This is a genomic window from Snodgrassella sp. W8158 (assembly GCF_016100435.1).
Taxonomy (GTDB): Bacteria; Pseudomonadota; Gammaproteobacteria; order Burkholderiales; family Neisseriaceae; genus Snodgrassella; species Snodgrassella alvi.
This window is the reverse complement of sequence record NZ_JACFSM010000002.1, coordinates 344,885-358,928: the sequence shown is the minus strand read 5'-3', so window position 1 is coordinate 358,928 and position 14,044 is coordinate 344,885. Positions and strand designations below refer to the sequence as shown.

The window sequence follows — 14,044 nt, the reverse complement described above, 5'->3', positions numbered from 1 at the left end:
ATTTCTTAAATGAATCTGTGACTGGCTTAATCTTTCCTAGTGATATTTTTATTCTCCATTCTGCCATTAAGCCGATTTTATCTGTAAATTATAGTGTTTACTTTACATTACGGCGTTCATAAACAGCCTGAGCCAGAGTACCTGCATCTATGTATTCCAGTTCTGCTCCGAGTGGCATACCTCGCGCCAGACGCGTAACTTTTGCCGGAAACTCAGCCAGTAATTGTGCCAGCACGTACGCAGTAGCATCTCCTTCAGCAGTAAAATTGGTAGCAATAATAATCTCATCTACTTCATGATGCTGTAATCGCGTTACCAGTTTATCTAAAGCAATGGCCTGCAAATCTGCTCCCTGAGCCGGACTAACCTGTCCCATCAATACAAAATACAAACCATCATGGCAATGTGCTGATTCCATACTGGCTACATCCACCGGCATTTGTACTATCATTAATCGTTTGGTGTCACGCTGCTCATCAGAACAAATTGCACACAATTCACCTTCACAGAAAGTATTACATAAACGACAATGCTGTACCTGTAATAAAGCAGCTTGAATTGCTTCCACCAGCTCTTCTGCGCCCTGACGCTGGTGCTGTAATAATTCATATGCCATGCGCTGCGCTGTTTTAGGGCCAACATTAGGCAATACTTTTAATGCATTGGTTAAGCGGCTAAATGCGTCCACATGTTTTGTACTCATTTTTTACCTGTAACAAACTCTTCAGTCATACATAAAACCAGCCCGTTTTCACTGACTGACTGCCCGGATCTATTTCATAAAAACTATAGATTATTTTATATATAGCTCTGATGTAATTAAACTCTCATCAAACCGGAAGAAACGGAACTGGCTTCACCAACTCAGACAAAATATCTTCATCTTACCCAACCTGACATTTGTATACCATGTAAGATTACCATCAGACTAATCCGGATCACTTATCATCCTGACTTCTGAACTTCAATATAACATTTTATCTGCTTAGTTTCGTAACTAAGCAGAAAACAATGGTTTTAATGATAACAACTTAAACTAAAAACAATAAAAAAGGGTAACATAACCGTTACCCTTTTTTATTGGCGTAATTATTTAAATAAATCTCCCATACCTGCCGGTAAATTCATACCCTGAGTAAACTGACTCATACGTTCTGAAGAAGTTGATTCAGCTTTACGTACGGCATCATTAACCGCAGCTGCAATCAAATCTTCCAGCATCTCTTTGTCATCAGCGGCATCAGCAAGCAAACTGTCATCAATATGGATACGTTTTACTCCATAGTGACAATTCATGGTTACTTTAACCATACCAGCCCCAGATTCACCTTCCACCTCTACATTAGCCAGATCAGCCTGCGCCTTTTTCATACGTTCCTGCATCTGTTGCGCCTGCTTCATCAAACCACCCAAACCTGCTTTTCCAAACATAATATCTTCCTTACACGTCAATTAAATAGAGAGAAAAAATTAAACAAATAATGGCAATTATTCTTTATCCAGATGTAAACTTTCCGGTATCCATTCTGCATTAAAAGTTTCCATCAGCATCTTTACAGCGGGCTGCGCTTCTAACACTGTCTTTGCCTGCTGTTGTTGTTCTGCATGTAATCGCTGCTGACGCATTTGCGGTGTTTCCGGCATACTCTGCTCCTGCCAGCTACAGGTATGCAGATGTATCGGCCGTTGATAAACTTCTGACAACGATTCAGCCAGCCGGTTTAGTAACTCACGATTGGCTGTCGGCTCGCCCTGCTCAGCCAGAGCAATAGTTAAATCACCACTATTTTCATCATAAGCAACAATCGCCGTATGCTGACTGAACAACTGTACAGCACCGAGACGATGCGCCAGCAAAGTTAAAATTTCCGGCCAGTTCTCTGCCGTCAATGGCGGAAAAGCCTTATTTACCAGAGATAAATTCTGATCATCTCTGGGCTTTTCTGCGGATATATCCGTATTTTCATCATACTTTTCTGCCGCGTTTGCTTTGACTGATTCTACAGCCTCAAACACACTTACAGCCTCGTAGGATATGTCATCAACACCTGTTTCCCAGGGTAGCGGAGGCTCATCGCTAATCGTTACAGACTGAGATTCCTGCAAAGCAGGTGAAGAATCATTTAATATCTTGCTATCAGCAGCTGTTATCGACGACGATTTTTTTTCGATTATTTCAGTTTCTAATGTTGCCGGTACTTCAATAGTTGCATCAGATGCTGTCTCTGACAGTGCTTCAGATACTGAAGCTGGACTATTTTTTTCAGAAACAGTTGGTATATTATCAATCTGCTTATTGTTTACTGGCACATCATGCAACTGTGTACCATCGATTTGCCCATGCAAACGTTGTGTATTCAGTGCAGCCAGAGGTGCAAATGCAAGCATCCGCAATAAGGTCATGACAAACCCGGCTTTCTCATCCGGAGCAAGCGGCAAATCTGCCTTACCTCGTAATACACACTGATAATATAATTGAATCTGCTCTCCTGAAAACAAACTCGCAAAACGAGTTAAAGCCGTATATTCAGGATCATCAGCGCCGACTGCCGGAACAGATTGCAGTATTGTTAATCGCTGTAATAACAGAGCCAGCTCAGTTAACGCACTATCAAATCCTACCGCGCAACTGGCCATTTCCTCCGCTTTAGCCAGTAATGCCTGACCATCCCGTACAGCCAAGGCTTCCAAAAGCGCATACAAATAACTTTTATCAACCGCACCAATCATATTCCGCACATCAGATTCAGTCACCTTTCCTGAACCAATGGCAATAGCCTGATCAAGCAAACTGAGTGCATCACGCATTGAGCCGGCAGCAGCCCGGCCTAACAGCCATAATGCCGGATCTTCATAAGCAATTTGTTCCTGCTGTAATACATAAACCAGATGATCATGTACCTGAGTACTATTCAGATTGCGCAAGACAAATTGCAGACACCGGCTTAAAACCGTAATCGGTACTTTCTGCGGATCTGTTGTCGCCAGAATAAATTTCACATGTTCAGGCGGCTCTTCTAAAGTTTTGAGCATGGCATTAAAAGCACTTTTCGACAACATGTGCACTTCGTCGATGATATAGACTTTATACTGCCCCATCGTTGGCGCATATTGTGCGTTTTCGAGTACTTCGCGGATATTATCAATTCCTGTATTGGAAGCAGCATCAATTTCCAGCACATCAACAAAACGGCCGGCATCAATCTGGCGACAAGAATCACATTGGTTACATGGCTCACCATGTTCAGTATGCTGGCAATTCAGGCTTTTGGCCAGAATACGGGCAATGGTGGTTTTACCTACACCCCGAGTCCCCGTAAGCATATAAGCATGATGCAAACGTCCTTTATCAAGCGCATTTAACAACGCCCTGACTACATGCTCCTGTCCTACTAAATCGGCAAACTTTTTTGGTCGCCATTTTCGTGCCAATACTTGATAAGTCATAACCATCCGCAACTGCCAGCCACAGCAAAACTTAAAGGCAAAATAAATCTTGTTCAGTGCAATCTAAACAAGCACTTTATTGTAACTAAAAACCAGCATAAAAGGTTATACCAAAGCCACAAACCAGGTGAAACAATCAGATGAAACAACCTCAACTTGCTTTAACATCTGTTGTTATTACTTTAAATAGTTAAAATTACAGAATATATATTTAATATGCTTAAATCATCAATAATAAATTAAAGTACAAATATTTTACACAAATCGCTCTTAGTAAATATAACTACGCGAAAATAAAAACAAAAAGAAATAAAAAGTCATTTGCTACATGAAAAACTATCTGAATACATGTAACCACGCACTTAGTCTGTATGCTTAATTATAAATCAATCTTAATTTATGAAATATATAACATTACTTGAGCAGCTGCGTTTAACAATCACATTATTCTAATATTAAATATTTTTACTCTTAATCTAAGCATCTGGATGAGTAAAAAAATTACCAGAAATTTATTTATCCTTGTCAAAAGAGTTCATATTTACAAATTAACCTACCAATAATTTGATATAAATACACAATATATCAATATTATTTGTTTTAAATAAAATAATTAATTTATATTAATAACAGGGTCAATATAATTTTAAAAAGATATTTTTAGTGAGCCTGTACATGGATCATCCTTATTATCACACTGATAGTTATGTTTTTGTATGGATATTTATACTGCCTTTTTTCTACATCGTTTTTCTTCCTACCCTGATAATTGTTTATGGAAAAATTTATAAATTTATCAAAATAGGCTTTGCCATTATTATTGCCGGATGGTTAGTTTTCAGCCTGATATTTGCTGACTTCTATGTTTTTTTATTTTCAATAACAGGAGCACTTTTTCCAGTTATTCTTCGCTACTGTCAGTCCTTCACGGCTCATTTTCAAGGCATTAAGCAAAAATTTTATTCTGTTATTGTTTATATTGTTTTGCCATTCTTATGTACCTTTTTCTGGCCAGCCTATCTTGTCGCTCCGGCGTTAATAGAATACTGGCAAAACCGTCCAGACAGTGAATGCAAACAAAATGGCCGATTAGTGGCTTTATCAGAAGATATTAACTTACGTATTTACCCGATCTCCAAATATCCATCATTTTGGATTAGAAGCCTTGCTCCTAAGTTAGAAGATTATATTTTTAATACTGCTCAAAAGAATTTTTGCAGGCAATTTTCAGCTTCTCAACCAACTTTAATCGACTCCATTGGTAAAATAAATATTGATTTAAATACTTTATGCCAACATCCGGTTTCAAAAAAAATGGCCAGCTATTGCAAAAATCTGGCAACCAGACAAATAAAATTTGAATGGCTTGAATTCGAACTGATAAAAAAAGATAAGAATACTAAAAGTCCATGGCAACAATTTCAAGACGATCTGAATAATAAATATATTTATACTAAAGAAGAAAAATTAAATTATGAAATAGTGAATCATCACACTGAATTGATTGAAAATTTAAAATTTGATAATCAAGTACAAATGTTTAAGTTTTTTGATCACTACTATAATGTCATAACCGTTCCCAATCCCGGTTGGTTACCATCTGTAACGGAACCTCTTGTTATTAATTGCCCGACTGATTATGATTTAAAATGCTATATAACTCATGATTTTACTAATAATTGGGAAGTTTCCTACTTATACTCTTTTACAATTAATTATAAGAATAATCCTGATAATGATGATCAAAATTCTATCAATCAAAAATTAGATGCAGCTAAACTGGCTTATCAGATTATAGAAAGTGTTATCGAGGAAATGCAGGTAAATCACTAGATTACTCATTATCTAATAAACACGAATAGCCATACTTAGATAAATTTTAAATCGGAGTTATCTGCAATGAAAGATAAAAACTTATTTGAACACATAAATTAATATTAATATCTTCTATTATAACTAATTTAATAATAATTAATCAGACATTCATCTTCATTTCAATGATAAATCTGACTATGGTTTAATTGAATATCCTGCAATATTAATACAGGTAAGAATTACACCAGATTAGTTTCATCTTTATCTAAATTTTTTAATAATTATTTTAATCAATTACTACTTACCATAGCAAAATAAAAGCCATCTGTATAACAAGATGGCTGATGATTGCAAATGAACATTCATTTATAAATTAGCATTGGCATCTGCCAGATTATTCGCAATCTGACGAACGGCTGCCACATAATGCCGGCTGTGGTTATATTGCCAGATAGTGTAGAAATTATTCAGACCAAACCAGTAATCATATTCGCCGGGAGATCTTTCCAGACGATATAAAATACCCTTTTCCTGATCTTTAATCTGCGCGGGAATGACTACGCCTAACTGACGCAACTGACCTGCGGTGTATTTAAGCGAAGTAGGTTCATCAATGATTTGCTGTAATCGCGGTGTTGGCTGCATATTTACCGGAACAGCAATCGGTGCTCCAGACTGCCAGCCATGCTGTTTCATATAATTGGCCACTGAGGCCAGTGTATCACCAGAATTACGCCAGATATCCCGATGTCCGTCACCATCCCAGTCAACAGCAAACTGGCGAAAACTGGATGGCATGAATTGTGGCATACCCATTGCCCCGGCAAAGCTGCCCTTAAAGCTTAATGGATCCTGCTTTTCTTCATAAGCCAGTTGCAAAAATTCAGATAGCTCACGCTGAAAATATTCAGCCCGCCGTGGATAGTGATAGCCCAATGTTGTCAGTGCATCAGCAACCCGATATGAGCCCATAGTATTGCCGTAATTAGTTTCAATCCCGACAATCGCCACCAGCAATTGCGGCGCTACTCCATAACGATTTGATACTGCCTGAATTATTCCGGTATTATTTTTCCAGAAGATATTTCCGGTATTAATACGAACATTATTGGCATTATTCTGTACAAATGTATACCACGGTAAGGATGTTCCCGGTTTATCCATACCACGAACAATACTTGGCCGGTAGCTTACCTGCCGGAAAAAATTTTCCAATTGAGCCCTGCTATATTGTCCCCGCTTAACTTCAAAATCAATAAAACGATTTACATCATTACGTTTCAGTAAATCTATTCCATTGTCCGTCAAAGCAAACACTTTATTATCAGCTGGTGACGATACACTGGTTGTAGCAGTAGGCTGACGTGGTTTTTCCTGAATTGGATGGGTACTTTGACAAGCAGACAGAAACAAAGCTGCACTTATCATCCTGACTAATTTCATTATTATGGTTCCTAGCATATGCTTCATGCACAGTTTAAACTAATTTTACCATCAATAACAAAAAAGCTGTCCGGATTAACCCGAACAGCTTACGCTTTCCTGATGTGTGTCAGTTATATTTATTCTGCAGCAGCTACAACAGTTACTGTGATAGCAGCAACAGCATCACTGTGCAGAGCTACTTCGATTTCATATTCACCAATGGCTTTCAAAGGACCATTAGGCAAACGCACATTAGCTTTAACTACTTCAACACCAATAGCAGTTTTAATAGCTTCTGCAATATCATGAGTAGTTACAGAACCAAACAGACGACCATCAACACCAGCTTTTTGCGCTACACTGATGTTCTGACCATCCAGTTTCAGTTTACGTGCTTCAGCATCAGCAAGAACAGCAGCCTGATGTGCTTCATATTCAGCACGTTTTTCTTCAAATGCAGCCAGATTGGCAGCATTGGCACGCTGAGCCTTACCCTGAGGAATCAAAAAGTTACGGGCATAGCCGTTTTTTACATTAACCAGATCACCCAGATTACCCAGGCCACCGACTTTTTCTAACAAAATAATCTGCATAATAACTCTTCCTTATTATTTATGTTGATCGGTGTAAGGCAGCAAAGCCAGAAAACGGGCACGTTTTACAGCTGTAGACAGCTGACGCTGGTAATGTGCTTTGGTTCCGGTAATGCGTGCCGGAATGATTTTACCATTTTCAGTAATAAAATCTTTTAACAAATCAACTGCTTTATAGTCTACTTGTTTGATACCTTCCGCAGTAAAGCGGCAAAATTTTCTACGTTTGAATGATTGACGAGCCATGTCGTTTAACCTTTATATTCACGAATTTGTTGGATATGCAGTACCGGACGGGAGTGGTATATACCTTTCTGGCTGAGAAATCCGCTGACTTCGACCATATTTCCCGGCTGATACGACCAGTTTTCAGCTAAATCACCCAGTGCTTTCGCCTGAATTTCTACTTTTGCCAGATACTGCTGTTGCAGTTCCGTTTGCCATGACTCATGGGTAAGCCACATGGTCAGAACCGGCAAACCGGCTGGCGTATAGCGTAAATTGTCCAGACTTTTAATCTGTGCACACAGGCATATTTGATTCAGCAAACCGGCCTCAGTAAATTAATCAGGCTTCAGCTGCTTCTTCTGAAGCAGTTTCAGTGCTGTTACCTGCTAACAGATTTTTAGACTTCTCGTCTTTCATCATTGGAGAAGCTTCAGTCACTGCTGCGTCCATTTTTACAGTCAGATGACGCAATACAGCATCATTAAAGCGGAATGCTGTTTCAATTTCGTCAATCACTTCAGGTGTGGTTTCAATATTCATTAACACGTAGTGTGCTTTATGAATTTTATTGATCGGGTAAGCCAGCTGACGGCGACCCCAGTCTTCCAGACGGTGAATTTTACCATTAGCTTCGGTAATCATGGTTTTGTAACGTTCAACCATAGCACCGACCTGTTCGCTTTGATCCGGATGGACAATGAACACGATTTCATAATGACGCATGAGTACTCCTTGTGGCTAATCGATCCCTTTACCATGCGAAAGTGCAAAGGGCAAGGTTGGAAAACCGATTATTATAAGCACCTTTGCATTCAGAATCAAATAATAAGTTGTCTGCTTAAGCTGATTTATTAAAATCACAACAAAAATATGTTTTTTATAAACAATTTTAAATAAACCATTATTCTTAGAAGTATTATTCACCCCTATCATATGCACAGATTAAGTTATCTATATTTGATAATTTTAATAACGACAGTTTACAGAAACCAATTAGAACGCCTACCATTAGGTCAATTTTAAAATTTTTTCTTTGCCCTACCATGAATAACTACTTTGACTCCATGTTTGCCCGCAAAGAATTTCTGGCACGCCTGATAGTACATAGTTTGAAAACCACTACCGGCTGGCTGGAACTGGCCTGTGCAGTGGTGATTATGATTGGTACTTATTGGCTCAGCCTGCAAATGCTGTCGGCCGTATCCAAACGTACTGAAAACCAGAACAACATTAAATTTCCGTTTCTGTACCACCTGTTTACACGCCTGCTATGGCCCGTATTGCTATTTATCTGCACTATTATTGCAATGATTATCTGGCGTGCCGGCACAGGTGAGTCGGTATTATGGTTACAAATAACTGTTTTTACTGCGCGCTGGTTACTGATGATTCGCATCATTATGGCCGTGTTGCACAACGCTATCCCGAATAACCGTTTTAATGAGCATTATGAGCGCTCACTATCCACATTCCTATGGGTATGTTTTATTCTATGGCTCACCAGTCTGGATACTTTTATTATCCGACTGCTCAAGTCACTGGCTCTGCCCATAGGTTCAACCAGTCTGAGCCTGTATACAGTAATCACCGGTAGTATTATTGTCGGGATTGCCATTATTATTGCTATGTGGCTGTCCCGATTTACCGAAAAACGTATTCTTAAAGCAGAAAAACTCGACGTCAATCTGCGTTATGTACTGGTAAAAATTGTCAAAACATTACTGGTAGTGGTTGCCGTACTGATTGCCCTGCCAATGGTAGGAATTAACTTAACTATTCTCTCTGTTTTTGGTGGCGCTCTGGGTGTTGGTCTCGGACTTGGTTTACAGAAAATTGCCAGCAATTATGTATCCGGTTTTATCATTCTGGCAGACCATTCCGTGCGTCCTGGCGACAGGCTGAATATTAATAATTTCACCGGCTATGTAACCAAGATAACTGCCCGTTTTGTAGTACTACGCAGCAGTGATGGCTCAGAAGCCCTGATTCCGAATGATACCTTTGTTTCCAATACGGTTATCAATGATTCTTATTCCAGTAAAATTATGTCCAACAACCTGACCTTACAGGTAGCCTACAATACAGATCTGCCTCAGGCTTTGGAAATACTAAAAGAAGCTGCAGCCAAACAGGCAAGAGTATGCGATGATCCTAAACCAAACAGTTATGTTACCGGCTTTGCTGATTCCGGAATTAATCTGTATGTTAATTACTGGATTCGTGATCCAGAAAATGGTTTTCTAAGTATCAATTCTGCAATTTTGCTGGAAATCTGGAATCGTTTTAAAGAAGTGGGTATAGAATTTCCATTTCCGCAGCAGGAAATACGTATTCTCAATGATAAAGAAGATCCGATTACCTGCGATACCATAACCAGTTCAGTAAAAACTGAAACTGCTTCAGCTTATCCGGAGCCCTTACCCACCGCATTAAGCGTTTCATCTTATCGCTCAGCTCATCAACAGCATCATGATTAACAATAAACCATATAAACAACCTGTATCTGTACTGGTTGTTATTTATGATAACAACCGGCAGATACTGCTACTGGAACGCGCAGATAAGCCGGATTTCTGGCAATCTGTAACTGGCAGTCTGGAACCGGGAGAAACAATTGAGCAGACTGCAAAACGAGAACTGGCAGAAGAAACCGGCATTTATAGCAATGATATTCTTAACTGGCAGCAATCCACTATCTACGAAATTTATCCGCACTGGCGTCATCGCTATGCTCCCGGAGTTACTCATAATACCGAGCATATCTTTTCCCTGTGTATTGCAGCAGAAACTCCTATTCTTCTGTCTCCACGCGAACATATAGACTATATATGGTGTTCGCCTGAACAGGCTGCGGAAAAAGTATTTTCGCCATCGAACCGTTCAGCAATACTGGAACTAACCCAACACTGGTAATTTAAAATCACCGGCCATTTTCATGAATAAAATCACTATTGCCTCCTATAACATACATAAAGGCATGTCAGCACTTAATAAAAAAGTACAGCTTCCTCAAATGGCGGCAGCACTGCATCAGCTGGCACCAGACATACTGTTTTTGCAGGAAGTACAAGGAATCAATAGTAAACGGGCAGAAAATATGCCGGATTTTCCCCAAAAACCCCATTACCAGGTACTCGGCGAACAGTTAGCCTATAACGTCAGTTACGGACGTAATGCTCGTTATAAATACCGCGATCATGGTAATGCTATTTTAAGTCAGCTGCCAATTGTAACCTGTCATAATCTGGATATAAGTGTAAACAGTGTTGAACAACGAGGACTGCTACATTGTGAAATACAGCCTCCGCACTGGACACGACCTTTGGTATGCCTGTGTGCCCATTTAAACTTACGTGAACCAGACCGAATAAAACAGTATCAGACTATTTATGACTATATCCAAAGTGAAATAGATCCGGCCAATCCATTAATTTTAGCCGGCGATTTCAACGACTGGCGCCAGCGTTCCCACGATACTTTAGGCTTAAAATTAAATTTGCATGATGCATTTTATGCTTATCGCCATGCGCCGAAAACTTTTCCAGCCCGCCTGCCTATTTTAAGTCTCGACAGAATCTTTACCCGCCATCTGGAAATACATGAAGCAAAACCATTAACAGGTCTGCCATGGCAAAAACTTTCCGACCATCTGCCTTTGTACGCAGTTGTCAGCCCTCTGAGTAAAATTTAATAACCTGTTTTCAAATGAATCTAAATCATTATTCCTAAGCTGGATTTCATCTAAGCTATTTTTATCCAGACATTTTCCGAATAATTTTAAAAACCGTCGTATCTATTGAATTAATAAAGCTTTCAGCAAAATTATTAATAAAATAAACTTGTTATATAAATATACTTTAATATAACAAGTAATAGAAATTGCGTTAATTATTTTACATTTCAATAGTTTAATAGGTTAAACTCAATATTTGCTTTACTATCAGGACTAGGCCTTGGCTTTTCATTAATTATAGCTATTGGTGCCCAAAATGCATTTGTTTTAAAGCAAGGTTTAAAGCAGCAATATGTTTTCTGGGTATGCCTAATCTGCTCAGTATCAAATACTATTCTGATTTATTTAGGGGTAACCGGATTTGCTAAAGTACTTAACCGCTATCCGGAAATTATTATTTATGCCAAATATTTTGGTGCTACTTTTTTATTTATTTATAGCATACGAAGTTTTTATTCTGCATTGAATCAAAATTTAGCGCTGAAAACAAGCCTGATTGATAAAAGTTCCTTAATGAAAGTTATTGGCGTTTGTCTGGCTTTTACATGGTTAAATCCACATGTGTATCTGGATACAGTGATTTTAGTTGGTTCGATATCAGTATCATTCAAAGATAATCTTCATCTATTTACACTTGGAGTTATGCTTGCCTCATGGCTGTTCTTTTTTTCATTAGGCTATGGTGCAAAATTTTTATCTCCTTTATTTAATCAAAATCTTTCATGGAAGATATTAGACTTAGTTATAGGCGTTATTATGTGGAGTATAAGTTTTAGCTTGATTTTCATTAAATAGTCACATTGAACGCTAAATTCATTGAAAAATCAGCTTTCTTTTCTGTCAGCAATAAAAATTTATTCTATCAATTAACTCAGTCAGACTTTGTTTCAAACATTTACTGCTTATCAATTTTAATTAAATACTAAACAGAAGGAATTTTAAAAGCAATTATGCTTTTTCCTAATTACATCTTATAAATACACTTTTAATTACAAACCAAAATTTAATAGTTTTTATTAATAATCAGTACAAAATTATGTCATTAGAAGTCCTGCCTGAAAGGGTTTAGAATAACAATCCAAATTTCACTAAGCTTTACAGAACGTGATTTTAGCCAGCTTATAGTGGCTGTAATTATTAAAAATCAGGATTACTATTATGAACTTTCCTCCTCGAATTATGCCCAATACACGTATGCGGCGTATGCGACGTGATGATTTTTCACGGCGAATGATGCGTGAAACCATACTGACAGCCAATGATTTTATTTTGCCGGTATTTGTGCATGAACAAACTGGGCGTATGCCTGTTGACAGCATGCCCGGAGTAGAACGTTTATCTATTGATGAATTATTAAAAGTTGCGGAACAGGCTTTAAAACTGGGCGTACCGGTTCTGGATTTATTTGGTGTTCCCAATCCTGATATCAAAACCGCTGACGGACGGGCGGCATGGGATGAAAACGGTATCATTCAGCGTGCTATCCGTGCTCTGAAATCCCGTTTTCCTGAGCTGGGTGTAATGGCAGATCAGGCTCTCGATCCTTATACAACCCACGGACAGGATGGCCTGCCGGATGAAAATGGTTATATTAAAAATGATGAAACGATAGAAGCGCTTATCAAACAATCACTTTCACATGCAGCAGCCGGTGCGGATATTCTTTCTCCAAGCGATATGATGGATGGACGTATCGGAGCTATCCGCGCAGCATTGGAAGAAAATGGTTTTATTCATACTCGGATTATGTCTTATGCTGCCAAATATGCTTCAGCTTTTTACGGTCCGTTTCGCAGTGCGGTAGGCAGTGCCGGTAATCTGGGTAAAGGTAATAAATATACTTATCAGATGGATCCTGCTAACAGCAATGAAGCACTGCATGAAGTAGCACTTGATATAGCTGAAGGAGCAGATATGGTAATGATTAAACCGGGTATGCCTTATCTGGATGTAATCAGACGAGTTAAAGATGAATTTGGCGTTCCTACATACGCCTATCAGGTATCTGGTGAGTACGCCATGCTGCAGGCAGCCATCAGTAATGGCTGGCTCGAGGCTGATAAAGTAATTTTAGAAAGCCTGCTTGCATTTAAACGAGCCGGTGCAGATGGTATTCTGACCTATTTTGCCTTGCAAGCAGCGCTGCAATTACAACAAAATAGCTAGAATAAAAAGATATATAGCCATCAGGAATGCATCAGTTTGCAAACAACCCAGCCGGTATGAAAGCAAACTGATGCATTTATATATTTATATTTGAATGCATGCTGATTTATTTTGAATTTGATCACTGATTCTTCTATACCATTATACAAATATCATTAACAATATAGATAATCAGATAGTTAAAACACTTAATGACTATTTTGAGAAATTACAATAAATATGAATTCAATACAGAAAATATGCAAAATGGTATGAAAATTGCTAAACATTTACTCAAATGTTAACAAGTAAGGAAAATAAGCATAAAAATAATAAAGATAATAATTATCTAATTTGAATTAGATTGTTTACTTTAGTTATATTATTTAAACCATGTTGCAAAAAGAAATCAATCAATATTTTATTTCAGTCGATACCTTTACAACACCCGAATATTTGTTTATTTCAAAACGAGTTCATAAAAAACCATATAATACAAAATTTTAAATACAAAAATTAGACGATCTGGCTTTTAATTATTGTTGAAATTATTTTAAAAAAATTATTTTTTAAAATAATTCACACAAAATTGATACAGATTAACCTTTTTATAATCTTAACATTTATCTTCTTTTTTTTCAGAAAAAAAGCTTGCTGT

General features: G+C 38.0%; 14 protein-coding genes. 6 read left to right on the top strand and 8 right to left on the bottom strand.

Translation table 11 applies throughout. The annotated features are described in order from the left end of the window. Positions 1–97: 97 nt before the first annotated feature. The 3 genes from recR to dnaX form a co-directional block, all read right to left on the bottom strand. Positions 98–703: a recombination mediator RecR gene (recR, locus tag H3V11_RS06160; RefSeq protein WP_084551641.1), complete on the bottom strand. Its 606-nt coding sequence runs from the start codon at positions 701–703 to the stop codon at positions 98–100. Positions 704–1,089: 386 nt separating this feature from the next. Beyond that, the gene (locus H3V11_RS06155) at positions 1,090–1,431 is read right to left on the bottom strand and encodes a YbaB/EbfC family nucleoid-associated protein (protein WP_025330421.1); all 342 of its coding nucleotides are present in this window, start codon (positions 1,429–1,431) and stop codon (positions 1,090–1,092) included. A 57-nt stretch (positions 1,432–1,488) separates the two neighbouring features. Next, positions 1,489–3,447 carry a DNA polymerase III subunit gamma/tau gene (gene dnaX / locus H3V11_RS06150; RefSeq protein ID WP_198223878.1) on the bottom strand — a complete coding sequence of 653 codons (1,959 nt, stop codon included), beginning with the start codon at positions 3,445–3,447 and terminating at the stop codon, positions 1,489–1,491. A gap of 675 nt (positions 3,448–4,122) precedes the next feature. Between dnaX and H3V11_RS06145 the strand changes: the two genes are divergently transcribed. Further along, positions 4,123–5,280: a hypothetical protein gene (locus tag H3V11_RS06145; RefSeq protein ID WP_198223876.1), complete on the top strand. Its 1,158-nt coding sequence runs from the start codon at positions 4,123–4,125 to the stop codon at positions 5,278–5,280. 348 nt (positions 5,281–5,628) lie between these two features. Here the strand turns inward: H3V11_RS06145 and mltB are convergent, their stop codons facing one another. From mltB to rpsF, 5 genes are all read right to left on the bottom strand, one after another. After that, a complete protein-coding gene (mltB, locus tag H3V11_RS06140) occupies positions 5,629–6,708 on the bottom strand; it encodes a lytic murein transglycosylase B (RefSeq protein ID WP_370570178.1) in 1,080 nt (359 codons plus the stop codon). Between the two features lie 116 nt (positions 6,709–6,824). Further along, positions 6,825–7,280 (bottom strand): 50S ribosomal protein L9, encoded by a 456-nt coding sequence (gene rplI, locus H3V11_RS06135; RefSeq protein WP_025330417.1) that lies wholly within the window; start codon positions 7,278–7,280, stop codon positions 6,825–6,827. A gap of 15 nt (positions 7,281–7,295) precedes the next feature. Continuing rightward, positions 7,296–7,526 (bottom strand): 30S ribosomal protein S18, encoded by a 231-nt coding sequence (gene rpsR / locus H3V11_RS06130; protein ID WP_025330416.1) that lies wholly within the window; start codon positions 7,524–7,526, stop codon positions 7,296–7,298. Positions 7,527–7,531: 5 nt separating this feature from the next. Then, the gene (gene priB, locus H3V11_RS06125; protein ID WP_025330415.1) at positions 7,532–7,828 is read right to left on the bottom strand and encodes a primosomal replication protein N; all 297 of its coding nucleotides are present in this window, start codon (positions 7,826–7,828) and stop codon (positions 7,532–7,534) included. 19 nt (positions 7,829–7,847) lie between these two features. Next, positions 7,848–8,231, bottom strand: coding sequence for a 30S ribosomal protein S6 (rpsF, locus tag H3V11_RS06120; RefSeq protein ID WP_025330414.1), 384 nt, complete (start codon positions 8,229–8,231; stop codon positions 7,848–7,850). A 320-nt stretch (positions 8,232–8,551) separates the two neighbouring features. On the opposite strand from rpsF, the gene H3V11_RS06115 reads away from it, so the two are divergent. The 5 genes from H3V11_RS06115 to hemB all read left to right on the top strand — a co-directional run bounded on the left by H3V11_RS06115 (position 8,552) and on the right by hemB (position 13,407). Continuing rightward, positions 8,552–9,985, top strand: coding sequence for a mechanosensitive ion channel family protein (locus H3V11_RS06115; RefSeq protein WP_078475307.1), 1,434 nt, complete (start codon positions 8,552–8,554; stop codon positions 9,983–9,985). Next, entirely contained in the window at positions 9,978–10,421 is a 444-nt protein-coding gene (gene nudB, locus H3V11_RS06110) for a dihydroneopterin triphosphate diphosphatase (protein ID WP_198223872.1), read from the top strand. The genes H3V11_RS06115 and nudB overlap by 8 nt, the downstream gene beginning before the upstream one ends. A 22-nt stretch (positions 10,422–10,443) precedes the next feature. Beyond that, the gene (locus tag H3V11_RS06105) at positions 10,444–11,199 is read left to right on the top strand and encodes an endonuclease/exonuclease/phosphatase family protein (protein ID WP_198223870.1); all 756 of its coding nucleotides are present in this window, start codon (positions 10,444–10,446) and stop codon (positions 11,197–11,199) included. A 234-nt stretch (positions 11,200–11,433) separates the two neighbouring features. Then, positions 11,434–12,036, top strand: coding sequence for a LysE/ArgO family amino acid transporter (locus H3V11_RS06100; RefSeq protein ID WP_198224288.1), 603 nt, complete (start codon positions 11,434–11,436; stop codon positions 12,034–12,036). A 363-nt stretch (positions 12,037–12,399) separates the two neighbouring features. Beyond that, positions 12,400–13,407, top strand: coding sequence for a porphobilinogen synthase (gene hemB, locus H3V11_RS06095; RefSeq protein ID WP_198223868.1), 1,008 nt, complete (start codon positions 12,400–12,402; stop codon positions 13,405–13,407). The last annotated feature ends 637 nt before the right edge of the window (positions 13,408–14,044 follow it).